This window comes from Pseudomonas sp. GYB4201, from assembly GCF_056312595.1.
In genome coordinates, this window is sequence record NZ_JBWGIG010000010.1 from 174150 (window position 1) to 197746 (window position 23597).

The window sequence follows — 23597 nt, forward strand, 5'->3', positions numbered from 1 at the left end:
TTACAGTGTCTGAGCAAGAACGCGATATCGACCTATGCTCAGGCCCGCCCCGCACCGCTTAGACTGCCATTCCTGGCCTAGGAGCGGGGCCAGACTCCCTGCATGCATCAATCCATTCTTCTACCTCGGCCAAATCCCACACGACCTTGCGGCTACTCACCGCAATGCGACGCGGGAATTTACCCTTCATTTCAAAGTTATAGATCGTGCGCTCACACAGCGGGATCATCGCCAAGAGTGTCTTTTTGTCGATGAGTTTTTTGCTTGATGGATGCATAGCTAGGCCCTACCAGTCACAGCGAATGTGTGCCTGATCGTGCCTTTAGGTGCCTATTGCTTCGACAGAATGATTGGCTAGAATGGTTGACATGAAAAAACAAACGACCATAGCTATTTGGGAGGGGTGTGACGCCTCCGTCACAGAGGCCCTTCGCCGATTCCTAGATCGCTGGGAGCCCTACTCCACAGCATCTAAACGCTATCCGATCGGTCGTCTGGTCGAAGAGCTTATCGACCCTGCCGTGGCGGCATATGCCGAAACGCTTCCATCGCGTTATCAGGGCCATATACCCGGAGCAGGAACAAATGTAGCGTTCAGCGCAATTATGCAACTGATTGGCGTTGCCGCTATGGTCCGCCTACAGCGTCAACTGCTACGAGCCTTTGTTCTGACCCACGACAAGCAATCGGGAGATGATCGCTGCTTCATTGCGACGCTTGAGACGTTGATAGAACTGGTGCTGGCATGTAAGCGCAAGCAACCGTCTAACAAGGATATGGGCGGATTGAACGGTCAACGCTTGAAAGGGTTTTGTAGATTCTGCGGCGCGCGGGCAGAGCTAGCATTGTTCGCAGAAGGTGAAGGCCAGCGTGACCTTGATGAACACCTACGCCTGAGTAACCTGTACTGCTCCACCCACCGCCCAAAGACACCGGATGGATGCTGGAACCCGGCATACAGGCAAGCAATGAGATCTGTAGCGCAGTTCGACCTAGAGCTGGCCAGATTGAGCAGACAATGCGCGATACGAGCAGAGCCTAAGGCAAAGTCAGGTGACGAGCTCGTCGACGCGTATATCTTTCGATACATGCTTAGCCAAACCCTACACCTAGCGGACGAAGCGGAGCTAAGAAATCTCGCTCGACTAATGGTGGACGTCAAGCTGACAGATCGGAGAAAGCAAATCCTCGTACTGCAAAAACTCGGCTTCAACCAGTCAGAAATTGCTCGCAGACTGGATATCGAGCGCCAAGCAGTATCCAAAGCTCTTCGCTCTATCCCTGATTATTTTCGACTTTCGAGAGCATGATTGAATCAAACTGCGCAATTGAACACATAGGACCATACGTCTGCAGTCGACGCGCCCAGTAACTTTCGCTTGATCTTACCAGGCTTTGCATATGAAAGGAAAAAGCAGTCGCCTACGCCGTCCTTTTCCAGCCCGTGTTTCTGAAGAAACTTGGTCGCTTGATTATCTTCATGCCGATATTTAACGTGCCATGGCGGTCTGCTCGTTGCGCTATGGACGATTAAAAAACAATCCAGATCACCCTAACCATCTAGAGCCTTTAATGCATGAAAAATACTACAGAACCCAATGAAAGCTTAGACAACACAGCGGCAGTAGAAGACTTAAAAAGGAGAGCCAAGCAATCTAGGAGAGCAAGACTTTATATAGCTTTAGGCTTATTAGTTTTAATGAGCCTTGCAGTGGCGGCCGTGTTTAGTTCAAGTCAGGCTAAGACATATTCACTCAGCACACTTGCCGAAAAAATCTCCTTTAACAAAATGCGTGACCCTGGGTTATTCTTACGCAAATCCAACGACCTTCTAGAGAAAATTTATCCTGACAACATCATTAATATGGGAAGACGGATGGATGGCGAAGACGTCAAGGAAGAAAAATTCACAACGGATGAGCGCGCCGCCTACATGCGCGAGCTTGAACAGCTAGTGAAATTTTATGAGCGCACTCAGACAGCATATTCGAAGCAACCATTCGTACAAGAAACGCCGGACTGGACAGTTCCGTATCGTCTATGGCCTTTACATTTGGTGCCATAGCTATTTCAATTCTACTATTCCAGACAGCAGTTTCGTTTATAAGGTACTACTCACAACTAGCGGAGCTTTATGACTCACAAGCTAGCGCGCTACTGGCCGCCAACAACGACCCCGAAAAGTTCGTAAAATACTCCGAGATACTTTCCCCATCAGCCGTTAACTTCGGAAAGTCTCCTGTGAGTGTTTACGAACGAGCTTTTGAAGCAATAGCATCAATTAGAGGTAAAGAGACGAAGTAAAGATCGAATATGGCACTCTGAAGAACCCGCCTCCGGCGGGTTCCTTTTCACTACCCGTTCGTTCTCCGAGGCTTCTTCAGCGTCCACTCATCAATCATATCGGCCCAATCCTGCAACATCGCACGACGCTGATCACGGTACTCGGCCTTGTTGTATACGGCGCGCACGCCTTTCTGCTCGTGCGCAACGCATTTCTCGATCCAGTCGGAACTATAGCCCGCCTCGTGTAGCAGCGTGCTGGCCGTGCGGCGTAGGTCGTGGGGACCGAATTTACCTAGAGGCACGCGCTCCTTTTCAGCAAGACGACAGGTCAGCGTCAGCACCTGGTTGACCGTGGCAGCACTCATTGGCAAATCAGAGTCGTAGCGTGACGGCAAAACGTAGTCCGAACCTCCTGCCAAGGTTTTCAACGCAATGAAGAAATCCAATGCCTGCTGGAACAGAAATACCAAATGAGGGTTACGACGCTTCATCCGCTCTTTTGGGATGGTCCATAACGCTTCGCTGAATTTGATCTCACTCCGCGTCGCACTGGTCAGCTCGCTCTTGCGCACCATCGTCAGCAGAAGGAGCTTTGCCGCAGCACGAACCGAAGTCGCGGTACCGATTCTGTCCATGTACTGGTACATCAGCGCAATTTCATCGGGGGTCAACGCACGGCCGCGTGGCTCAAATTTCGCGATACTGGCAGGCCGTACCAGATCTGCCGGGTTCTCAACCTTCTGGCCACGCTCAATGGCCCAACGGAAGACTTGCAGCACGATCTCCCGTGAATGGACGGCGGTTGCAGGCGCACCCCGCTCCACTATGGCGTCCGTCAGCGCTCGCAGATCCTCGTAAGTGATTTCAACCAGCTTCTGATTACCAAACTTCGGCTTCAGCTCACGCTCGTAGACTGATCGACGCATGTCTCGCGTCGAGTCCGCCATCTGGTAACCGCGCAGCCATTTTTCAGCCCAAGCGTCAAAAGTCTCAGCACCCTTCGTGCGTGCCTTTGCACGCGCTTTTTCCTTAGCTGGAGAATTGCCAGCGGCGACCATCTTCTTCGCCTCCCCTAGCCGCTCGCGAGCCTCTGCCAGAGTGATCCCCCCTAAGCCATAACGACCCTACCTGCCGTTGATGAAGTAGTTGTAGCGAAAGGAAATTGACTGGATGCAGTCGGTACCCCGTACCATGCCACACAAACACCGTGCTTGGCGATGCAGAACGCTACCCGAATTGGCCAGACCAAAAAAGCCAAAAGCCCGCAATTACGCGGGCTTCAGGGCATTTTTTGCTAGATCGTGCCGGGCAGTGCCGGACGCGGGATCATTCCCACTCGATCGTCGCAGGCGGCTTGCTCGACACGTCGTAAGTCACGCGCGAAATGCCTTCGATTTCGTTGATGATGCGGCCGCTGACGGTTTCCAGCAGCTCGTAAGGCAGGTGCGCCCAACGTGCGGTCATGAAGTCGATGGTTTCCACGGCGCGCAGCGCCACGACCCAGGCGTAACGACGGCCGTCGCCGACCACGCCTACCGATTTCACCGGCTGGAACACCACGAAGGCCTGGCTGACCTTGTGGTACCAGTCGGCCTTGCGCAGTTCTTCGATGAAGATGTGGTCGGCGCGACGCAGCAGGTCGGCGTATTCCTTCTTCACTTCACCCAGGATGCGCACGCCCAGGCCCGGGCCCGGGAACGGGTGACGGTAAACCATGTCGTACGGCAGGCCCAGTTCCAGGCCCAGGCGGCGGACTTCGTCCTTGAACAGCTCACGCAGCGGCTCGACCAGCTTGAGGTTCATCTCCTCCGGCAGGCCACCCACGTTGTGGTGCGACTTGATCACGTGGGCCTTGCCGCTCTTGGCGCCAGCCGACTCGATCACGTCGGGGTAGATGGTGCCCTGGGCCAGGTACTTGATGTTTTCCAGCTTGCAGGATTCGGCATCGAACACGTCGATGAAGGTGCGGCCGATGATCTTGCGCTTCTTCTCCGGGTCGGCTTCGCCGGCCAGGTTGTTCAGGAACTGGTCTTCGGCGTTGGCGCGGATCACCTTGACACCCATGTTCTCGGCGAACATGGCCATCACTTGCTCGCCTTCGTGCAGGCGCAGCAGGCCGTTGTCGACGAACACGCAGGTCAGCTGGTCGCCGATGGCCTTGTGCAGCAGGGCCGCAACCACGGACGAGTCAACACCGCCGGACAGGCCCAGCAGGACGTTGTCGGTGCCGACCTGGGCGCGGATGTTGGCGATGGCGTCTTCGGCGATCTTCGACGGGGTCCACAGGGCTTCACATTCGCAGATGTCGAGGATGAAGCGCGACAGGATGCGACCGCCTTGCTTGGTGTGGGTCACTTCCGGGTGGAACTGCACGCCGTAGTAGCCGCGGGCGTCGTCGACCATGCCGGCGATCGGGCAGCTAGGGGTGCTGGCCAGCACGTGGAAGCCTTCCGGGATCTTGGTGACCTTGTCACCGTGGCTCATCCACACGTCCAGGCCGAACACGCCGTCGGCGTCGACGTGGTCTTCGATGCCGTCGAGGATGCGGCTCTTGCCGACCACGTCGACACGGGCGTAGCCGAATTCACGCAGGTCGGAACCTTCGACCTTGCCGCCCAGCTGCTCGGCCATGGTCTGCATGCCGTAGCAGATGCCGAACACCGGCACGCCCAGGTCCCACACCGCTTGCGGTGCACGCGGGCTGTTGGCTTCGTGCACGGATTCCGGGCCGCCGGCCAGGATGATGCCGCGCGGGGCGAATTCGCGAATCGCTTCGTCGTCCATGTCGAAGGGGTGCAGCTCGCAGTACACGCCGATTTCGCGCACGCGACGGGCGATCAGCTGGGTGTACTGGGAACCGAAGTCCAGAATCAGGATTCGGTGGGCGTGAATGTCGAGGGCCATGACTAGTTCTCGTCAGTGGTAATCGGAAACAACACGGGGCTGCAATGAACAGCCCCGCCTAAAAATTCAGCAAGCGCCCGGGGCGGTGGCCGCGGGCGCCTGGGGTCAACCTACGCGATAGTTCGGCGCTTCCTTGGTGATCTGCACGTCGTGGACGTGAGATTCGGCCATGCCGGCACCGGTGATGCGCACGAATTCAGGCTTGGTGCGCATTTCTTCGATGTTGGCGCTGCCGGTGTAACCCATGGAGGAACGCAGGCCACCCATCAGCTGGTGGATGATGGCGGTCAGGGTGCCTTTGTACGGCACGCGGCCTTCGATGCCTTCCGGTACCAGCTTCTCGGCGCCAGCGGCCGAATCCTGGAAGTAACGGTCGCTCGAGCCCTGGGCCTGGGACATGGCGCCCAGCGAACCCATGCCGCGGTAGGCCTTGTACGAACGGCCCTGGAACAGCTCGATCTCGCCCGGGGCTTCTTCGGTACCGGCGAACATCGAACCCATCATCACGCACGAGGCGCCCGCGACGATGGCCTTGGACAGGTCACCGGAGAAGCGGATGCCGCCGTCGGCGATCAGCGGCACGCCCGAACCTTCCAGGGCGGCGGCGACGTTGGCGATGGCGCTGATCTGCGGCACGCCTACACCGGCGACGATACGGGTGGTGCAGATGGAGCCAGGGCCGATACCGACCTTGACGGCGTCCGCGCCGGCTTCAACCAGGGCCTTGGCGGCAGCGCCAGTGGCGATGTTGCCACCGATGACCTGCACCTGCGGGTAGTTGTCCTTGACCCAGCGCACGCGGTCGATCACACCCTTGGAGTGACCGTGGGCGGTGTCGACCACCACCACGTCAACGCCGGCGGCTACCAGGGCAGCAACGCGCTCGCCGGTGTCCTTGCCGGTGCCGACGGCCGCGCCGACGCGCAGGCGGGCCTGGTCGTCCTTGCTGGCCAGCGGGTAGGCCTTGGCCTTCTCGATGTCCTTGACGGTCATCATGCCCTTGAGCTGGAACTTGTCGTCCACGATCAGGACTTTTTCCAGGCGATGCTTGTGCAGCAGCTCGCGCACTTCGTTCTTGTCGGCGCCTTCGCGCACGGTGACCAGGCGCTCTTTAGGCGTCATCACTTCGCGAACGGTGGCTTCCAGGCGAGTTTCGAAACGCACGTCACGGGAAGTGACGATGCCGACCAGGTCGCCGTCGTGCAGCACCGGCACGCCGGAGATGTTGTGCTGACGGGTCAGCTCGAACAGGTCACGGACGGTGGCGTCAGCCTCGATGGTGATCGGGTCCTTGACCACGCCGGCCTCGAACTTCTTGACCTTGCGCACTTCGGCAGCTTGCTGCTCGATGGTCATGTTCTTGTGGATGATGCCGATACCGCCTTCCTGGGCCATGGCAATGGCCAGACGGGCTTCGGTAACGGTGTCCATGGCGGCGGAGACCAGGGGAATATTCAGCTCGATGCCACGGGTCAAACGGGTCTTCAGGCTGACTTCATTGGGCAGTACTTCGGAATAACCGGGTACGAGGAGAATGTCGTCGAAGGTCAGTGCTTCTTGGCTGATACGCAGCATCGCGGGGGCTCCCGAGCGGGAAAAATGGAAGCGCGCCATTATACTCATACATGCCCCGATGCTCAATGTAAACATCAGGGCAATTGCGTCGCACCCTAAAGGTCGACGCGTACCACGCGCACCTTGCGTTCCAGGCGCTCGCCGAACTCGAAGAGAAATTCGGGCTTGAACCGCGCGTCGGCCCAGCCGTTGAAGATGAAGCCCAGGTTGGAAAATGCGCAGGGGTCGAGGAACAGGAAGCCGTTGATGTCGTCTTCATGGCGGCATTCGGGGCACATGAAGTTGTCGGTGTGGCCGGGCATCCACTCCTCCAGGCTGTCGAACAGCGCCTCGCCGATTTCCTGGCGGCATTCGGGGCAGCCGGCCTCTTCCTTGAAATCTTTGGTGGGGGTGAAGATGCAGCGCTTGGTCACCAGCTCCAGGCCGTTGACCGGCTGGCCATAAGGCAGCAGCTCGGGGCGCTCGACCACGTTGCGCGCGCCCGGGCCGATGGCGTAGCCCATGCCGTTGCCGGTGCGGCCGCAGGTGGTCAGCTGTTCTTCGATGATGTTTTTCTGCCACAGCCAGCGCAGCACCCGCCGGGCCTTGCCTTCGCGCCCGGGAAAACTGGAAATCAACGGGACGATAATACTTTGCGAACTCATGGAGGCAGACCTGCGTGTGGCGTGAATCCGCGCAGCATAAAGCCATGGGGGCACAGGTCAAGCGCCCAGGTAGCGACCGATCAGCGCGACGCCGCTGGCCAGCACCAGCCAGTTCACCAGGCGCACGAAGGCTTCGCGGGACAGGCCCATGGTCACGCGCCGGCCGACCCACAGCCCCAGGGCCATGGCCGGCAACAAGGCTGCGCCCAGCACCAGCAGGGCGCCGTCGGTGTAGACGCCGGCGATCACGAACAGGCTCAGGCGCACCACCGTGCTGCAACTGATCAGCGCGCTCTGGGTGGCGCGGGCCGGTTCCTTTTCAAGGCGCGCGTTCAGATAAATGGCGTATAGAAAGCCGCCGCTGCCGAACAGTGCACCGAACAGCCCGCCCACCAGCCCCATGGGCAGCGCCCAAACGGCCCGCAAGCTGGCGGGCCGCCGCTTCACCAGCAACCCGTACAGGGCGTACGCCGTGATGAACACGCCCATCAACAGCAGCAACAGGCGCGACTGCAGGTTGAGCAGGAACACCACGCCAACGGTACAGCCCACCGCCATGCACGGCAGCAGCCGCTTCAACTCAGTGCCAGCCACCGCCTTGCGCGACGGCAGCAGGTTGCCGAACGCGGCGATGAAATCCAGCAGCACCAGCAACGGGATGATCCGCGCCAGGGGCATGAAGCAGATCAGCACCGGCCCGGCCACAAGTGCTGTGCCGAAACCGGCGATGCCGAACACGACATAGGCAACCGCGACGCCCAGCAACATGCACCCCCAGTCCAGCCCGGTAAACGGCAACGCGCTCAGCAACTCCATCGGCTATCCCCTCTCCTTGGTGGAACATCATCGTAGCAGCGGCCCCCAGGCCGCGTCACAGGCGCCGCCGTATGCCTGGGGTATCGCGTGGGCCAGGGGTATCGCGTGGGCCAGGGGTATCGCGTGGGCCGGGGACGCAGCCTGCGGCAGCTGCTACGGGGGCATGGCTCCGGGGGCGTATTGGCCTTATGATGCCCGCCATGAACAAAGACCCCTTTGCCGTACTCGGCCTGGACCGCGAGGTCCTCACTGTCAGCCAGCTCAACGGCCGCGCACGCGTGCTGCTTGAAGACGTGTTCAGCAGCATCTGGGTGGAAGGCGAAATCTCCAACCTTGCCCGCCCGGCGTCTGGCCACGTGTACTTCACCCTCAAGGACAGCGGCGCCCAGGTGCGCTGTGCGCTGTTCCGCCAGAACGCCCAGCGCGTGCGCCAGGCGCTGAAGGACGGGCTGGCGGTGAAGGTGCGCGGCAAGGTCTCGCTGTTCGAGGGCCGTGGTGACTACCAGCTGATCCTCGACACCGTGGAGCCGGCCGGCGACGGCGCCCTGCGCCTGGCGTTCGACGCGCTGAAGGAAAAACTCAGCGGCGAAGGCCTGTTCAGCAGCGAGCGCAAGGTCGCCCTGCCCGCCCACCCGCAGCGCATCGGCATCGTCAGCTCGCCCACCGGCGCGGTGATCCGCGACATCATCAGCGTGTTCCGCCGCCGCGCGCCGCAGGTCGAACTGACACTGATCCCCACCGCCGTGCAAGGCCGCGAAGCCATCAACCAGATCGTGCGCGGCATCCGCCTGGCCGATGCCGGCGGCTTCGACGCCATCATCCTGGCCCGGGGCGGTGGCTCGCTGGAAGACCTTTGGTGCTTCAACGAAGAGGCGGTGGCCCGTGCCATCGCCGCCTGCGTCACGCCGATCGTCAGCGCCGTAGGCCATGAAACCGACGTCTCCATCAGTGACTTCGTCGCCGACGTGCGCGCACCCACGCCGTCCGCTGCGGCCGAGCTGCTGGCGCCCGACAGCAGCGACCTGCAACGGCGCCTGGAAAGCCTGCAACGGCGCCTGCTGATGCGCATCCAGAACCGCCTGGCCCACGACCGCCTGCGCCTGGACGGCCTGACCAAGCGCCTGCGCCACCCCGGCGAGCGGCTGCGCCAGCAGGCCCAGCGCCTGGACGACCTCGACATGCGCCTGCGCCGCGCCTTCGAGCAGCGCCTGAACCTGCGCCGGCACCGCCTGGCGCAGCTGGAAACGCGCCTGGCCGGGCAACACCCGGGGCGTACCCTGGCCATGCTGCGCCAGCGCATCGAAGGCCTGGCCGAACGCCTGCCGCGAGCCATGCGCGACGGCCTCAAGGCCCGCCGCGTGCAGCTGAACAATCAGATGCAGACCCTGCACATCGTCAGCCCGCTGGCCACCCTCAGCCGCGGCTACAGCATTCTGCTGGACGAACGCGGCCAGGCCGTGCGCCGCGCCGACCAGACCCGCACCGGCCAGCGCCTGACCGCCAAGCTGGGCGAAGGCGAGCTGCAAGTGCGCGTCGAAGACAACCACCTGACCCCGGTCACCCTCTCGCTACTGGACTGAACCATGCCGCGCCTGCTGACCGCCCTGCTGTTGCTGTGCCTGACCTTCACCGCCCAGGCCGACAGCTACCTGACCCGCCTGCTGAACAAGCCGGTGCCCGGCGGCGTGGCCGTGATCGACCTGGGCAGCGGCGCCCAGGCGCCCAAGGCGTTCTTCGACGGCAAGCCGGTGCTGGTGGTGCGCGAACAACAGAACTGGCGCGCCATCGTCGGCCTGCCGCTGACCCAGAAACCGGGGCAGGCGCGCATCACCACCGCCGACCAGCGCAGCCTGGGCTTCGTGGTCGGCAGCAAGCACTACCCCGAGCAGCACATCACTTTGAAGAACAACCGCCAGGTCAACCCCAACCCGGCCGACCTGAAACGCTTCGAGGTGGAGCTGGCCGAGCAGCTCAAGGCCTACCGCAGCTTCAGCCCCGGCACGCCCAGCAACCTGTTGCTGGACAAGCCGGTGAACGGGCCACTGTCGAGCCGCTTTGGCGTGCGCCGGTTCTTCAATGGCGAAGAGCGCAACCCCCATGCCGGGTTGGACTTCGCGGTGCCTGCCGGCACGCCGATCAAGACCCCGGCCGCGGGCAAGGTCATCCTGGTGGGCAACTACTTCTTCAACGGCAACACCGTGTTCGTTGACCATGGCCAGGGCTTTATCAGCATGTTCTGCCACATGTCGAAGATCGACGTGAAGGTGGGCCAGGATCTGGCGCGCGGCGCCGTGGTCGGTCGCGTGGGCATGACCGGGCGGGCGACGGGGCCGCACATGCACTGGAACGTCAGCCTCAACGATGCCCGCGTGGACCCCGCCATCTTCATCGGCGCGTTCCAACCCTGACGCGCCCGGCGCGCGCCGCCACGATTGCGCGCGCCGTCCACACGGAACAATAAATAATCAAAATACTTTGATTATTGGAAATAAAAAGCCACAAAATCCACCCCAGAGATAAGTTATCTCAAAGTTTTACAGATGCTTGCCATCCCCTGCCGCAATGGTTAGGGTTGAAGGCATGAAAACTCTTCACACCCTCATTCTCCTTCGTCAACACCGCTGCCTAAGCCTGGTCAGTGCACGACTGCCACGCTGAATCGCGTCGCCTCGCCCTTCTCTTTCAGTTTTAGCCGGCAGGCCCTTTTCAAGGCCGCACAACAAGGATTGCCCATCATGACCATGCTCAAAGACCCGTCTTCGAAATACCGCGCCTTCGCCCAGGTCAACCTGCCTGACCGCACCTGGCCGAACCAGACCATCACCACCGCGCCTATCTGGTGCAGCTCGGACCTGCGCGACGGCAACCAGTCGCTGATCGAGCCGATGGACTCGGCGAAGAAGCTGCGCTTCTGGAAGACCCTGGTCAGCGTGGGCGTGAAAGAGATCGAGGCGTCGTTCCCCTCGGCCTCGCAGACCGATTTCGACTTCGTTCGCACCCTGATCGAAGACAATCACATCCCGGAAGACACCACCATCCAGGTGCTGACCCAGGCCCGCGAAGACCTGATCGCACGTACTTTCGAGTCGCTGAAAGGCGCCAAGAAGGCCATCGTCCACCTGTACAACGCCACCTCGCCGTCCTTCCGCAAGATCGTCTTCAACCAGGACAAGCAGGGCGTGAAGGACATCGCGGTGAACGCCGCCAAGCTGTTCGTCAAGTACGCGGCCCAGCAGCCGGAAACCCAGTGGACCTTCCAGTACTCGCCGGAAACCTTCAGCGCCACCGAACTGGAATTCGCCAAGGAAGTCTGTGACGCGGTGATCGAGGTGTGGAACCCGACGCCCGAGCACAAGATCATCCTCAACCTGCCAGCCACCGTTGAAGTCAGCACCCCGAACATCTACGCCGACCAGATCGAATGGTTCGGCCGCAACGTGTCGCGCCGTGACAGCGTGATCATCAGCCTGCACACCCACAACGACCGTGGCACCGGCGTGGCCGCCACCGAGCTGGGCCTGATGGCCGGCGCCGACCGCGTGGAAGGCTGCCTGTTCGGCAACGGCGAGCGCACCGGCAACGTCGACCTGGTGACCCTGGCCCTGAACCTCTACACCCAGGGCGTGGACCCGGAGCTGGACTTCTCCGACATCGACGGCGTGCGCAAGGTGGTCGAAGAGTGCAACCAGATCCCGGTGCACCCACGTCACCCGTACGTCGGCGACCTGGTTCACACCGCGTTCTCCGGCTCGCACCAGGACGCCATCCGCAAGGGCTTCGCCCAGCAGAAGGACGACGCGGTGTGGGAAGTGCCTTACCTGCCGATCGACCCGGCCGACATCGGCCGCAGCTACGAGGCGGTCATCCGCGTCAACAGCCAGTCGGGCAAGGGCGGCATCACCTACCTGCTGGAACAGGAATACGGCATCAGCCTGCCGCGCCGCATGCAGATCGAGTTCAGCCAGGTGGTACAGGGTGAAACCGACCGCCTGGGCCTGGAAATGACGGCCCAGCAGATCTACGCGCTGCTGCACAAGGAATACCTGCAAGCCAACGCCCCGTACGCGCTGGTCAGCCACCGCCTGCAGGAAGAGAACGGCAACAGCAAGGTCGACGTCGAGGTGCACAGCGACGGCGAGACCGTGCACTGGCGCGGCAAGGGCAACGGCGCCCTGGAAGCCCTGGCCTCGGCCATGCCGGTACCGGTCGAGATCATGGACTACAACGAACACGCCATCGGCGCCGGCACCAACGCCAAGGCAGCCGCCTACATCGAGCTGCGCGTGGCCGGCGGCCGTGCGGTGCACGGCGTGGGCGTGGACGAGAACATCACCACCGCCAGCTTCAAGGCGCTGTTCAGCGCCCTGAACCGCTCGTTGAGCCAGCAGGAAGCGAAGGCAGCGTAAGCCTTCCACCCAAAAAAAACCGGCCCAGGTGGCCGGTTTTTTTATGGGCGAAATCAGGACAACGTGAAGGTGTCGGCATCCAGGTGCGCCGGGAAGCGCGTGCGGTAGGCGGCCAGCTCGGCGGCGCTCAGCGACACGTGGAACACGCCATCGGCCTCCCCCGCGCTCAGCAGGCTCTCGCCCTGGAAGTCCAGCACCTGGCTGTCGCCGGTGTAGGCGAAGCCCTTGCCATCGGTGCCCACGCGGTTCACCGCCGCCACGTAGCATAGGTTCTCGATGGCGCGCGCCGGCAGCAGCCGGTTCCAGTGCAGGCGGCGCGCGCCTGGCCAGTTCGCGGTATACAGCAGCAGGTCGGTGTCCTGGCCGTCGCGGCTCCACACCGGGAAGCGCAGGTCGTAGCAGATCAGCGGGCGAATGCGCCAGCCGTTCAGCTCGAACTGCACCTGGCGTTCGCCGGGGGTGTAGTGCTTGTGCTCGCCGGCCATGCGGAACAGGTGGCGCTTGTCATAGTGCAGCAGTTCACCATCGGGCCGCGCCCACAGCAGGCGGTTGCGATGGCTGCCGTCAGCCGCCTGGATGATCACGCTGCCCGTCACCACCGCGTTCAGGCGCACGGCCTGGGCGCGCAGCCACTTGCTGGTGGGGCCCTGCTCGGGCTCGCACAAGCTGGCTGAGTCCATGGAAAAACCGGTGGTGAACATCTCCGGCAGAATGATCAGGTGCGCACCGCGGGCCTGCTCCAGCAGGGCCTCGAAGTGCTCGAAATTGGCTGTGCGGTCGTGCCAGGCCAGGGTGGTTTGCACCAGGGCCAGGTTCAGGTTCGCCAGCGTACTCAAATCACGCATAGTTTCTTCGCCGCTTCCCGCAGCGTCTCCTCGCGTTTGGCGAAACACAGGCGTACCAGGCGCTGTTCCGGGATGGGTGCCTGGTAGAACACCGACACCGGAATAGTCGCCACGCCGTGCTCGCGGGTCATCCACAGAGCCATGTCGACATCGTTCAAGTCGGGGCGGATCTGCGAGTAATCCACCAGCTGGAAATACGTGCCTGCCACCCGGGTGAAGCTGAACCGCGACGCTGCCAGCAGGTCGCAGAACAGGTCACGCTTGGCCTGGTAGAACCCGGGCAGTTCTTCAACGTGCTCGGGGCAGGCCGCCATGTAGTCCGCCAGCGCCCATTGCAGCGGGGTGACCCCGCAGAAGTTGACGTACTGGTGGACCTTGCGCAGTTCCGCGCTCAAGGCCGGCGGGGCAATCACGTAACCGGTCTTCCAGCCGGTGACGTGGTAGGTCTTGCCGAACGAGCTGACCACGAAAGCCCTGGAATAGAGCGCTTCGTTGGCCAACACGCTGGCATGTCTGACCCCATCGTAGACCAGGTGTTCATACACTTCATCACTGATCAGGTAGATATCGCGACCTTCGATCAGTTGCGCCAGCTGGTCCAGCTCGGCGGCGCTGATCAGCGCGCCGCTGGGGTTGTGCGGGCTGTTGAGGATGATCATCCGCGTGCGCGGGCTCAGGGCATCGCTGAGCTGCTGCCAGTCGATGGAAAAATCCCTGGGGTCGAGCTGCACATGCACGCAGCGGCCGCCGGCCAGCTCCACCGAGGGCTCGTAGCTGTCATAGCAGGGGTCGAAGACAATCACCTCGTCACCGGCACGCACCACCGCCTGCACCGCGCAGAAGATCGCCTCGGTGGCACCTGGGGTGATGGTGACTTCAGTGTCGGCGTTCACGCGCGCGCCGTACTGGCGCAGCACCTTGGCGGCGACCTGTTCGCGCAGGGCCGGCAGGCCGGTCATGGGCGCATACTGGTTGTGGCCAGCGTTGATATGGCGCACCACGGCATCACGCAGGCCCTGGGGGCCGTCGTAGTCGGGGAAGCCTTGGGACAGGTTGAGCGCGCCGGTTTCGGCGGCGAGCTGGGACATGGTGGTGAAGATGGTCGTGCCGACATTCGGCAGCTTGCTGGTGATCATCGGGCCTATCCCTGACAGCTGGGGAGCCCAGCAGGATAGCCCAACGAACAGCGGGAAAACCAGTACAGATCAAAACGCCGTAGCCGCTGCCGCCAGGCTGCGCTGGCCCTGTTCCACACCGGAGATCTCCAGGGAACTCAAGGCAGCGGCTACGGGTGTTGCGAAATACCGGGAATCAGCGCTTGTCGCGGCGTTTCTTGTCGGCTTTCTTGTGGTGCGACATCAAGCGACGCTTCTTGTTGACCTGGCGGTCGGTCAGCGTGTTCTTGTTGCCTTCATACGGGTTGTCGCTACCCTTGAACTCGATGCGGATCGGCGTGCCGACCAGCTTCAGGACGCGGCGGTAGGTGTTTTCCAGGTAGCGAACGTAGCTGTTCGGCACCTTCTCCACCTGGTTGCCGTGGATGACGATCAGCGGCGGGTTGGCACCACCCAGGTGGGCATAGCGCAGCTTGATGCGGCGGCTGTTGACCATCGGCGGCTGGTGCTCCTGCACCGCGTCCTCGAGGATCTGGGTCAGGCGGCTGGTCGGCCAGCGAGTGATCGCCGACTTGAACGAGGCCTGCACCGAACCGTACAGGTTGCCCACGCCAGTGCCGTGCAACGCCGAGATGAAGTGGATGTCGGCGAAGTCGACGAAGAACAACCGGCGTTCCAGCTCGGTCTTCACGTAGTCGCGCTCGCTCGGCTGCATGCCGTCCCACTTGTTCAGTGCGATGACGATGGCGCGGCCCGATTCCAGGGCGAAGCCCAGCAGGTTCAGGTCATGGTCCACCACGCCTTCGCGGGCGTCCATGACGAAGATCACGACGTTGGCATCCTTGATGGCCTGCAGCGTCTTGACCACCGAGAACTTCTCGACTTCTTCATGGATCTTGCCGCGCTTGCGCACACCGGCGGTGTCGATGAAGGTGTACTTCTCGTCGTTGCGCTCGAACGGGATGTAGATGCTGTCACGGGTGGTGCCGGGCTGATCGTAGACGATCACCCGCTCTTCACCGAGCATGCGGTTGACCAGGGTCGACTTGCCCACGTTCGGACGGCCGATGATGGCGATCTTGATGCCATCTTTCTCGCTCGGGCCAGGAATGCGCACCTGCTCTTCGCCTTCGGCGACGCCTTCGGCCAGGTCTTCCTCTTCCACGTCACGCGGGAAATCGCCCAGGGCGGCCTCCAGCAGGGTGTTCACGCCGCGGCCCTGGGCACCGGCGACGCCGATGGCGTGGCCCATGCCCAGCGGGGCGAATTCGGCGCGGGCCATTTCCGGATCGATGTTGTCGATCTTGTTGGCCACCAGGATGGAGCGCTTGTTGCGCTTGCGCAGGTGCTCGGCAATCATCTGGTCGGCGGCGGTGAAACCGGCACGGGCATCGACCAGGAACAGCACCACATCGGCTTCTTCGATGGCCAGCAGCGACTGCTCGGCCATCTTTTCGTCCATGCCGTGCTCGTCACCGGAAATACCGCCGGTGTCGATCAGGATATAGGAACGCCCTTGCCAGTGCGCCTCTCCGTATTGGCGATCACGGGTAAGACCAGACAGGTCGCCGACGATGGCGTCGCGGCTTTTGGTCAGGCGGTTGAACATGGTGGACTTGCCGACGTTCGGTCGGCCCACCAGGGCGATTACGGGAACCATTAGGCTCTCCACTGCGTTATTTCAGAAAATACAAAGGCCGCTGCAGGCAGCGGCCGGAGTTCGTGGCGGCATGCGAACATGCCGTGGCCCCTGCCTGGGGCGGGGCCGCTGGAGGCCATGACTGACCTCCAGCATAGTCAAAGCCTTACTTGATGGTGAGGGCTTCGAGCTTGCCGCTGTTGCCGAACACGTAAATCATGTTCCCGGCCACCAGCGGACGGGCGCGCAGGCCGTCACTGTCAATTTTCTCACGACCAACGAAGCGACCGTCGACCTGGCTCAGCAGGTGCAGGTAGCCTTCGAAGTCGCCTACCGCCACGTAGCTGGAGAACACCTCGGGTGCCGACAGCTGGCGGCGGGCCAGTTTGTCGTTGCTCCACAGGGCGGTGGTGGTGCGCTCGTCGACGCCTTCCACGGTGCCGGAAGCCAGCGCCACGTAGACGCTGCCGAAGCCCTGGGCCACGCCGGCGTAGCTGGAAGCGTCACGCTGCCACAGCACACGGCCGCTTTCCAGGTCCAGGCCCGCCATGCGGCCCTGGTAGCTGGCGACGTACAGGGTACCACCGGACAGCAGCAGGCCGCCGTCGATATCGACGACACGCTCAAGTTCCGAGCGGCCCTGCGGCACGGCGATGCGTTGTTCCCACACCGGCACACCGTTGCTGATGTCCAGGGCAACGACCTTGCCGGTGGACAGGCCAGCCACCGCCAGGTGGTTGGTGACCAGCGGGGCACTGGTGCCACGCAGGGTCAGTACCGCAGGCGTGCTGTCGTAGATCCAGCGCTGGGTGCCGGTGCTGGCGTCCAGGCCGACCAGGCGGTCGTCCTGGGTCTGCACCACTACCACGTCGCCGTTGTTGGCAGGCGGTGCGAGCACTTCGCTGCCGACCTTGGCGCGCCATTTGACTTCACCGTTGGTGGCGTCCAGGGCGATGACTTCACCGCTGATGGTGCCCAGCATGACCAGGCCGTAGCCGACGCCGACCGCGCCCGACACCGAAGTGTTGAGGTCTTTCTTCCAGATCACGTCGCCGTTCAGGCGGTTCAGGTCCATGACCACGCCGGTCACGTCAGCGGCGTAGATGCTGTCGTTCTCGATCGCTGGAACCAGCATGTTGTAGGTTTCGCCCTGACCGTCACCGATCGAACGACTCCACTCCTTGTGCAGGACCACTTCTTCCTTGAACTTGGTCAGCTCGGCAGGAGGCAGTTCCTTCTTGCTGTTGCTGCTGCAACCCGCGGCCAGAATGGCCAGAGCCAGCAATGCTGCATGTTTCCAACGGATCACGTCACGCATCTTTTTTCGCCAGGTCGTCGAGTTTGATTTGCAAGCCACCCACTGCTGCCTCATCGGACAGGGCTGCCTTGGCCTTCTGGTACGCCGCATACGCGTCGTCAGTACGGCCCAGCTGCACCAGCAGGTCACCCTTGAGTTCCTCGCGGCTGGCCAGGAACGCCTTGTCGGCGTCGCCGTCCAGCAGCTTCAGGGCGTCTTCGGCCTTGTTCTGCGCAGCCAGTACCTGAGCCAGGCGCTGACGGGCGATCTCGCCCAGCATGGCGTCCTTGGGCTTGTCGACCACGGCCTTGAGCTCGGTGGCGGCATCGTCCAGCTTGCCGGCGTCCACGGCCACCTTGGCCACGAACAGGCTGCCGTACTGCGCGTACTCGCTGTTGCCGTACTCGGTCTTGAGCTTGTTGGCCAGGTCCGCCACCTGCGCGGTATCAGGCTTGCCGGTAGGGTTCAGCGCGGTTTCCAGCAGTTGCTGGTACAGGCTGGACGCACCTTGCGACTGGTTGGCCTGGTACTTGTGCCAGGCCTGCCAGCCAAATACCACCACCAGGGCCAGCAGCACGCCGGTGACCAGAGGCTTGCCGTTACGCTGCCAAAAGTCCTTCAACTCGGCGAGTTGTTCATCTTCGGTACTCGACACCCCAATACTCCTATTTCGCAAATTCGGCCTGAAGCCTGCCTCAACCCTGCACGACGCAAGTCGCCAGATGCTCACCCAGAGCATCCCAGGCAATGTTTTGTTGTTCGCCCTGGCCACGCAGGGGTTTGAAACCTACCACTTGTTGCGCCAGTTCGTCGTCCCCCAGGATCAAGGCGTAGAGCGCACCGCTCTTGTCCGCCTTCTTGAACTGGCTCTTGAAGCTGCCGGCGCCGGCGTTGACCTGGATACGCAGCTGCGGCAGTGCATCGCGCAGGCGCTCGGTCAGGGCCAGGCCGGCCAGTTCGGCCTGCTCGCCAAAGGCGCACAGGTAAACGTCAACGGTACGGGCGATGGATTCAGGCACCTGCTCCAGGGTTTCCAGCAGCAGGATCAGGCGTTCGATGCCCATGGCGAAGCCAACGCCGGTGGTGGGCTTGCCGCCCATCTGCTCGACCAGGCCGTCGTAGCGGCCGCCAGCGCATACGGTGCCCTGGGCGCCGAGCTTGTCGGTGACCCACTCGAACACGGTCTTGCTGTAGTAGTCCAGGCCACGCACCAGCTTGGGGTTGATCACGTAGGGAATGCCGGCGGCGTCCAGGCGGGCCTTCAGGCCCTCGAAGTGCACGCGCGACTCTTCGTCCAGGTAATCGGCCAGCTTCGGCGCGTTCACCAGCACGGCCTGGGTCTCAGGGTGCTTGGTGTCCAGCACGCGCAGCGGGTTGGTCTTCAACCGGCGCTGGCTGTCTTCGTCGATCTGGTCCAGGTGCTCGGTGAGGAACGCCACCAGCGCCTCGCGGTAGCGGCCGCGGGCCTCGGAGGTGCCCAGGCTGTTGAGCTCGAGCTTCACCGCGTCGCGGATGCCCAGGGCACCCCACAGGCGCCAGGTGAGCACGATCAGCTCGGCGTCGATGTCCGGGCCGTCGAGGTTGAACACCTCGCAGCCGATCTGGTGGAACTGGCGGTAGCGACCTTTCTGCGGGCGCTCGTGACGGAACATGGGGCCCACGTACCAGAGCTTCTGCACCTGGCCACCGCCGGTGATGCCGTGCTCCAGCACCGCGCGCACGCACGCTGCCGTGCCTTCGGGGCGCAGGGTCAGCGAATCGCCGTTGCGGTCCTCGAAGGTGTACATCTCTTTCTCGACGATGTCGGTGACTTCGCCGATGGAGCGCTTGAACAGGTCGGTGAACTCGACGATCGGCATGCGGATCTGCCGGTAGCCGTAGGTGTCCAGCAGCCCTGCCACGGTGCCTTCGAAGTAGCGCCACAGGGGCGTCTGGTCGGGCAGGATGTCGTTCATGCCACGGATGGCTTGCAGCGTCTTACTCACGAGAAATCCTTAGTGTTCTGTCAGCCGCGGGCGATCAGCGCCGCGTCGGCCTCGACCTTTTCGGCCGCCTTCTGGCGGATCAGCTTCTCGAGCTCTTCCACCAGGTTGTCGTTGGTCAGCTTCTGCGCAGGCTTGCCGTCGATGTAGATCAGGTTCGGCGTGCCGCCGGTGAGGCCCACGTGGGCTTCCTTGGCTTCGCCAGGGCCGTTGACCACGCAACCGATCACCGCCACGTCCAGCGGCACCAGCAGGTCTTCCAGGCGCCCTTCCAGCTCGTTCATGGTCTTCACCACATCGAAGTTCTGCCGCGAGCAGCTCGGGCAGGCGATGAAGTTGATGCCACGCGAGCGCAGGCGCAGGGACTTGAGGATGTCGTAGCCGACCTTGATCTCTTCCACCGGGTCGGCGGCCAGGGAGATGCGGATGGTGTCGCCGATGCCGTCGGCCAGCAGCATACCTAGGCCGACCGAGGATTTCACCGTGCCGGAGCGCAAACCGCCGGCCTCGGTGATGCCCAGGTGCAGCGGCTGGGAGATCTGGGTGGCCAGCAGGCGGTAGGCGGCGACGGCCATGAACACGTCGGAGGCCTTCACGCTGACCTTGAAGTCCTGGAAGTTCAGGCGTTCCAGGTGCTCCACGTGGCGCAGGGCGGACTCCACCAGCGCCTCAGGGGTAGGCTCGCCGTACTTCTTCTGCAGGTCCTTTTCCAGGGAACCGGCGTTCACGCCGATGCGGATCGGGATGCCGCGGTCGCGGGCGGCATCGACCACGGCGCGCACACGGTCTTCACGACCGATGTTGCCCGGGTTGATGCGCAGGCAGTCCACGCCCAGTTCGGCCACGCGCAAGGCGATCTTGTAGTCGAAGTGGATGTCGGCCACCAGGGGCACGCGCACCTGTTGCTTGATCTTGCCGAACGCCTCGGCGGCGTCCATGTCCGGCACCGAGACGCGCACGATGTCGGCGCCGGCGTCTTCCAGGCGGCGGATCTGCGCCACGGTGGCCGCCACGTCGTTGGTGTCGGTGTTGGTCATGCTCTGTACGGCGATGGGGGCATCGCCACCCACCGGCACATTGCCGACCCAGATTTTACGGGATACGCGACGCTTGATCGGGGATTCGCCATGCATGGTTTATTGCCCTACTTTCATGCGAGCAGTCTCGCCAGAGGTGAAAGGTGCAACGTCGACCGGCTGGCCGTTGAAGCTGACCTGCGCGCCACGGGCATAGCCCAGGCGCACGGCGAACGGCGGCTTGCCGTTCAGGTCGACGGTCTCGCCCTTGCGCTTGAGGGCGCTGAGCAGCACTTTGCCGTTGCCATCGGTGACCTGGGTCCAGCAGTCGGCGGTGAATTGCAGGTGCAGCTGGCCAGCGCCGGCCACCGGGGCCTGGGCTGCAGGCGCTACCGGGGCAGCGGCCACCGGGGCCACCGGGGCGGCCGGCTGGTGCACCAGGGCCGGGGTGTTCGTTGCAGCAGGTGCCGGCGCCGGCGCGGTGACGGCAGGCGCAGGTGCCACGGTAGGCGCGGCAGGCTGAACGCCGGCTGTCGCCGGGGCAGGCGCTTCGGCCGCAGCGGTTTCAGTTGCCTGGGCCTCGGTAGCAGGCTTCTGGGCCTCGGCCACGGCCTGGTCTTCAGGCTCGTCGATCGGGTGGATCTGGGTGGTGCCGTCGGCGCTTTCGACTTCGACATGCTCCATGGCCAGCCCGGCCTGGTCCTTGCCACGCTGGGCGGTCTGGTCCTGCCACCAGAAGAAGCCGCCGCCCACCACCAGCACCAACAGCAGCAGGCTCACGCCGCGCAGGATGTTGTGGGACAGGCGCACCGGTTCCTCGATGCGGCCCAGCGCATGCACTTCGCTGCCCTGGGCGTGGCTGCCGGTGGCCTGGTCGAAGGCCTGCACCAGCGGCGCCTGGTCCATGCCCAGCAGCTTGGCGTATGCACGGATATAACCGCGGGCAAAGGTATGCCCCGGCAGCTTGTCGAAGGCGCCGGCCTCCAGGTTGCCCAGCGAAGTGGCCGTGAGGTTGAGTTTCACGGCCACGTCGGCCAGCGACCAGCCTTTGCTCTCGCGGGCCTGGCGCAAGGTGTCACCAGGGTTCACGCGAGTCGCTGCTACAACTTCGGGATGCGCCGCTTTCATCATTGCTCCGACAGGTATTGCTGATATTCCGGCGTACCGGGATAGAGTCTTCTAAGTTGCAGGCCGAAACTGGCGGCCTTGTTCTTGTCCTGGAAAATCCGTGCCAGGCGCGTGCCCAGCAACAGGCTGCGGGCGTTCTGCTCGCTCAGCTGGCTGAAACGGTCGTAATAACCGCGCGCCGGCACATAATGCCTGTCTTCGTAAGACAACTCAGCCATTTCCAGCAATGCCTGGGGCTGATCGGCCTTCAACCGCAATGCCTTGTCAAACAATTGCACCGCCAGCGGCTTGTTGCCCATGGCCCGGGCGGTCAGACCCAGGTTCTCGAACACCCGCGAGCGCTCAGGATACAGGGGATCGTCGGCGGCTTTCTCAAAGGTTTCGTAAGCTTCCTGATACCGCTTCTGCTCGTACAGGAAACCGCCGTAATTGTTGAGGGTGCGGGCATCTTTCGGGCGGCTGGACAGCGCTTTCTTGAAATACTGCTCGGCCAGCTTGGGCTCGAGCTCGGCCTGGAACACCAGCCCCAGGGCGCCGTTGGCCTCGGGGTCGGAGCTGTCGATTTCCAGCGCCTGCTTGAGCGGCACCTTGGCCTGTTCGGCCTGGCCGGTCTGCAGGTAGCCGATACCCAGTTGGACCAGAGCCTTGCGCGCCTCTTCGCGTCCCTTGCTGGTTTCCATCGGGTTGACTTTACCCGTGGAAACGCAACCAACCAACAGGTTGAAGAACAATAGCAACAGCGCGGCGCGCACGGTCATGGAGATCCTCTCTCAGGGCCGGTTGTCGGCGTTCAGCGGCATATCGGCGTCGGCAGCCAGCTGGCGTACGGCGATATAGCGTTCGCTACGGCGGGTGCGGTCCATCACCTGCCCTACCAATTGACCACAGGCGGCGTCGATGTCTTCGCCGCGGGTAGTGCGCACCGTGACATTGAAACCGGCCTGGTGCAAATGATCCTGGAAACGCCGGATGGCGTTGTTGCTCGGACGCTCGTAACCGGAGTGCGGGAACGGGTTGAACGGGATCAGGTTGATCTTGCACGGTACGTTCTTGAGCAGCTCGACCATTTCCACCGCGTGCTCGAGCTTGTCGTTGACGTCCTTGAGCAGGGTGTACTCGATGGTCAGCACGCGCTTCTCGCCCAGTTGGGACATGTAGCGCTGGCACGACTCGAGCAGCATCTTGAGCGGGTATTTCTTGTTGATCGGCACCAGTTCGTTGCGCAGCGCGTCGTTCGGCGCGTGCAGCGACAGGGCCAGCGAGACGTCGATGTGATCGGCGAGCACGTCGATCATCGGCACCACGCCCGAGGTGGACAGGGTGACCCGGCGTTTGGAGATGCCATAGCCCAGGTCATCCATCATCAGCCGCATGGCGGCGATGACGTTGTCGAAGTTCAGCAGCGGCTCGCCCATGCCCATCATCACCACGTTGGTGATGGCGCGGTCGATGGTAGCCGGGACGCTGCCGAAGGATTTGTTGGCAATCCACACCTGGCCGATGACTTCGGCGGCAGTGAGGTTGCTGTTGAAGCCTTGCTTGCCGGTGGAGCAGAAACTGCAGTCCAAGGCGCAGCCCGCCTGGGACGAGACACACAAGGTGCCACGCTTGCCCTGCGGGATGTACACGGTCTCGACGCAGCTGCCGGACGCCACGCGCACCACCCACTTACGGGTGCCGTCGGTGGAGATGTCCTCGCTGACCACTTCGGGACCACGAATTTCGGCACAGGCCTTGAGCTTTTCGCGCAAGGCCTTGCCGACGTTCGTCATGGCGTCGAAATCATCGACGCCAAAATGGTGAATCCACTTCATGACCTGACCGGCACGAAAGCGCTTCTCCCCGATCGAGTCGAAGAACTGTTCCATCTCTGGTTGGGTCAAGCCCAAGAGGTTTGTCTTGCCAGTCATTGCAGTCATGGTTTCACCTTCACTCGTAGGCCGT

20 protein-coding genes and 1 pseudogene are annotated in these 23597 nt (G+C 62.6%); 5 read left to right on the plus strand and 16 right to left on the minus strand.

Going from position 1 to position 23597, the window contains the following annotated elements:
* Positions 1-58: 58 nt before the first annotated feature.
* On the minus strand, positions 59-277 hold the full coding sequence (locus tag AC0Z2B_RS12215) for a helix-turn-helix transcriptional regulator (RefSeq protein ID WP_476296918.1): 219 nt from the start codon (positions 275-277) through the stop codon (positions 59-61).
* Between the two features lie 91 nt (positions 278-368).
* Here AC0Z2B_RS12215 and AC0Z2B_RS12220 point away from each other — a divergent pair, with 91 nt between their 5' ends.
* Together AC0Z2B_RS12220 and AC0Z2B_RS12225 are read left to right on the plus strand one after the other, a co-directional pair.
* Entirely contained in the window at positions 369-1310 is a 942-nt protein-coding gene (locus AC0Z2B_RS12220) for a LuxR family transcriptional regulator (RefSeq protein WP_476296920.1), read from the plus strand.
* Positions 1311-1576: 266 nt separating this feature from the next.
* Positions 1577-2065 (plus strand): hypothetical protein, encoded by a 489-nt coding sequence (locus AC0Z2B_RS12225; RefSeq protein ID WP_476296922.1) that lies wholly within the window; start codon positions 1577-1579, stop codon positions 2063-2065.
* A gap of 289 nt (positions 2066-2354) precedes the next feature.
* Here the strand turns inward: AC0Z2B_RS12225 and AC0Z2B_RS12230 are convergent.
* From AC0Z2B_RS12230 to AC0Z2B_RS12250, 5 genes and pseudogenes are all read right to left on the minus strand, one after another.
* A pseudogene (locus AC0Z2B_RS12230) lies at positions 2355-3452 on the minus strand (tyrosine-type recombinase/integrase); the annotation flags it as partial.
* A gap of 160 nt (positions 3453-3612) precedes the next feature.
* Complete coding sequence (gene guaA / locus AC0Z2B_RS12235; protein ID WP_416422743.1) at positions 3613-5190, minus strand: glutamine-hydrolyzing GMP synthase; 1578 nt, start codon at positions 5188-5190, stop codon at positions 3613-3615.
* A gap of 105 nt (positions 5191-5295) precedes the next feature.
* Positions 5296-6765 carry an IMP dehydrogenase gene (gene guaB, locus AC0Z2B_RS12240; protein ID WP_027978918.1) on the minus strand — a complete coding sequence of 490 codons (1470 nt, stop codon included), beginning with the start codon at positions 6763-6765 and terminating at the stop codon, positions 5296-5298.
* A gap of 95 nt (positions 6766-6860) precedes the next feature.
* The gene (locus AC0Z2B_RS12245; RefSeq protein WP_476296924.1) at positions 6861-7409 is read right to left on the minus strand and encodes a sugar ABC transporter ATPase; all 549 of its coding nucleotides are present in this window, start codon (positions 7407-7409) and stop codon (positions 6861-6863) included.
* A 57-nt stretch (positions 7410-7466) separates the two neighbouring features.
* On the minus strand, positions 7467-8225 hold the full coding sequence (locus AC0Z2B_RS12250; RefSeq protein WP_476296926.1) for a TSUP family transporter: 759 nt from the start codon (positions 8223-8225) through the stop codon (positions 7467-7469).
* A gap of 200 nt (positions 8226-8425) precedes the next feature.
* Here AC0Z2B_RS12250 and xseA point away from each other — a divergent pair, with 200 nt between their 5' ends.
* The 3 genes from xseA (at position 8426) to leuA (ending at position 12631) form a co-directional block, all read left to right on the plus strand.
* Complete coding sequence (gene xseA / locus AC0Z2B_RS12255; protein WP_473005534.1) at positions 8426-9805, plus strand: exodeoxyribonuclease VII large subunit; 1380 nt, start codon at positions 8426-8428, stop codon at positions 9803-9805.
* Positions 9806-9808: 3 nt separating this feature from the next.
* Positions 9809-10633 (plus strand): peptidoglycan DD-metalloendopeptidase family protein, encoded by an 825-nt coding sequence (locus AC0Z2B_RS12260; RefSeq protein WP_476296928.1) that lies wholly within the window; start codon positions 9809-9811, stop codon positions 10631-10633.
* A gap of 327 nt (positions 10634-10960) precedes the next feature.
* Positions 10961-12631, plus strand: a complete 1671-nt coding sequence (gene leuA / locus AC0Z2B_RS12265) for a 2-isopropylmalate synthase (protein WP_473005532.1) — start codon at positions 10961-10963, stop codon at positions 12629-12631.
* A 53-nt stretch (positions 12632-12684) separates the two neighbouring features.
* On the opposite strand, the gene AC0Z2B_RS12270 is transcribed toward leuA, so the two are convergent.
* The 10 genes from AC0Z2B_RS12270 to rlmN form a co-directional block, all read right to left on the minus strand.
* Positions 12685-13476 (minus strand): amidohydrolase, encoded by a 792-nt coding sequence (locus AC0Z2B_RS12270; RefSeq protein ID WP_476296930.1) that lies wholly within the window; start codon positions 13474-13476, stop codon positions 12685-12687.
* Positions 13464-14612: a pyridoxal phosphate-dependent aminotransferase gene (locus AC0Z2B_RS12275; protein WP_476296932.1), complete on the minus strand. Its 1149-nt coding sequence runs from the start codon at positions 14610-14612 to the stop codon at positions 13464-13466. Before AC0Z2B_RS12275 ends, AC0Z2B_RS12270 begins: the two co-directional genes overlap by 13 nt.
* 175 nt (positions 14613-14787) lie before the next feature.
* Positions 14788-16251, minus strand: coding sequence for a ribosome biogenesis GTPase Der (gene der, locus AC0Z2B_RS12280; protein WP_476296934.1), 1464 nt, complete (start codon positions 16249-16251; stop codon positions 14788-14790).
* A gap of 145 nt (positions 16252-16396) precedes the next feature.
* Entirely contained in the window at positions 16397-17548 is a 1152-nt protein-coding gene (gene bamB / locus AC0Z2B_RS12285; RefSeq protein WP_473005529.1) for an outer membrane protein assembly factor BamB, read from the minus strand.
* On the minus strand, positions 17541-18182 hold the full coding sequence (locus AC0Z2B_RS12290; protein WP_473005528.1) for a tetratricopeptide repeat protein: 642 nt from the start codon (positions 18180-18182) through the stop codon (positions 17541-17543). Before AC0Z2B_RS12290 ends, bamB begins: the two co-directional genes overlap by 8 nt.
* A gap of 40 nt (positions 18183-18222) precedes the next feature.
* On the minus strand, positions 18223-19512 hold the full coding sequence (gene hisS, locus AC0Z2B_RS12295) for a histidine--tRNA ligase (RefSeq protein WP_416422731.1): 1290 nt from the start codon (positions 19510-19512) through the stop codon (positions 18223-18225).
* Between the two features lie 20 nt (positions 19513-19532).
* Entirely contained in the window at positions 19533-20642 is a 1110-nt protein-coding gene (gene ispG / locus AC0Z2B_RS12300) for a flavodoxin-dependent (E)-4-hydroxy-3-methylbut-2-enyl-diphosphate synthase (RefSeq protein ID WP_473005527.1), read from the minus strand.
* 3 nt (positions 20643-20645) lie between these two features.
* Positions 20646-21653, minus strand: coding sequence for a helix-turn-helix domain-containing protein (locus AC0Z2B_RS12305; RefSeq protein ID WP_416422729.1), 1008 nt, complete (start codon positions 21651-21653; stop codon positions 20646-20648).
* Positions 21653-22411 (minus strand): type IV pilus biogenesis/stability protein PilW, encoded by a 759-nt coding sequence (pilW, locus tag AC0Z2B_RS12310; protein ID WP_416422728.1) that lies wholly within the window; start codon positions 22409-22411, stop codon positions 21653-21655. Before pilW ends, AC0Z2B_RS12305 begins: the two co-directional genes overlap by 1 nt.
* Positions 22412-22423: 12 nt before the next feature.
* Entirely contained in the window at positions 22424-23572 is a 1149-nt protein-coding gene (gene rlmN / locus AC0Z2B_RS12315; protein ID WP_476296936.1) for a dual-specificity RNA methyltransferase RlmN, read from the minus strand.
* Positions 23573-23597: the final 25 nt, after the last annotated feature.

Coding starts and splice junctions, on each gene's coding strand:
- AC0Z2B_RS12215 (WP_476296918.1), bottom strand. CDS start 277: ATGCATCCATCAAGCAAAAAACTCATCGACAAAAAGACACTCTTGGCG.
- AC0Z2B_RS12220 (WP_476296920.1), top strand. CDS start 369: ATGAAAAAACAAACGACCATAGCTATTTGGGAGGGGTGTGACGCCTCC.
- AC0Z2B_RS12225 (WP_476296922.1), top strand. CDS start 1,577: ATGAAAAATACTACAGAACCCAATGAAAGCTTAGACAACACAGCGGCA.
- guaA (WP_416422743.1), bottom strand. CDS start 5,190: ATGGCCCTCGACATTCACGCCCACCGAATCCTGATTCTGGACTTCGGT.
- guaB (WP_027978918.1), bottom strand. CDS start 6,765: ATGCTGCGTATCAGCCAAGAAGCACTGACCTTCGACGACATTCTCCTC.
- AC0Z2B_RS12245 (WP_476296924.1), bottom strand. CDS start 7,409: ATGAGTTCGCAAAGTATTATCGTCCCGTTGATTTCCAGTTTTCCCGGG.
- AC0Z2B_RS12250 (WP_476296926.1), bottom strand. CDS start 8,225: ATGGAGTTGCTGAGCGCGTTGCCGTTTACCGGGCTGGACTGGGGGTGC.
- xseA (WP_473005534.1), top strand. CDS start 8,426: ATGAACAAAGACCCCTTTGCCGTACTCGGCCTGGACCGCGAGGTCCTC.
- AC0Z2B_RS12260 (WP_476296928.1), top strand. CDS start 9,809: ATGCCGCGCCTGCTGACCGCCCTGCTGTTGCTGTGCCTGACCTTCACC.
- leuA (WP_473005532.1), top strand. CDS start 10,961: ATGACCATGCTCAAAGACCCGTCTTCGAAATACCGCGCCTTCGCCCAG.
- AC0Z2B_RS12270 (WP_476296930.1), bottom strand. CDS start 13,476: ATGCGTGATTTGAGTACGCTGGCGAACCTGAACCTGGCCCTGGTGCAA.
- AC0Z2B_RS12275 (WP_476296932.1), bottom strand. CDS start 14,612: ATGATCACCAGCAAGCTGCCGAATGTCGGCACGACCATCTTCACCACC.
- der (WP_476296934.1), bottom strand. CDS start 16,251: ATGGTTCCCGTAATCGCCCTGGTGGGCCGACCGAACGTCGGCAAGTCC.
- bamB (WP_473005529.1), bottom strand. CDS start 17,548: ATGCGTGACGTGATCCGTTGGAAACATGCAGCATTGCTGGCTCTGGCC.
- ispG (WP_473005527.1), bottom strand. CDS start 20,642: ATGCATGGCGAATCCCCGATCAAGCGTCGCGTATCCCGTAAAATCTGG.
- AC0Z2B_RS12305 (WP_416422729.1), bottom strand. CDS start 21,653: ATGAAAGCGGCGCATCCCGAAGTTGTAGCAGCGACTCGCGTGAACCCT.
- pilW (WP_416422728.1), bottom strand. CDS start 22,411: ATGACCGTGCGCGCCGCGCTGTTGCTATTGTTCTTCAACCTGTTGGTT.
- rlmN (WP_476296936.1), bottom strand. CDS start 23,572: ATGACTGCAATGACTGGCAAGACAAACCTCTTGGGCTTGACCCAACCA.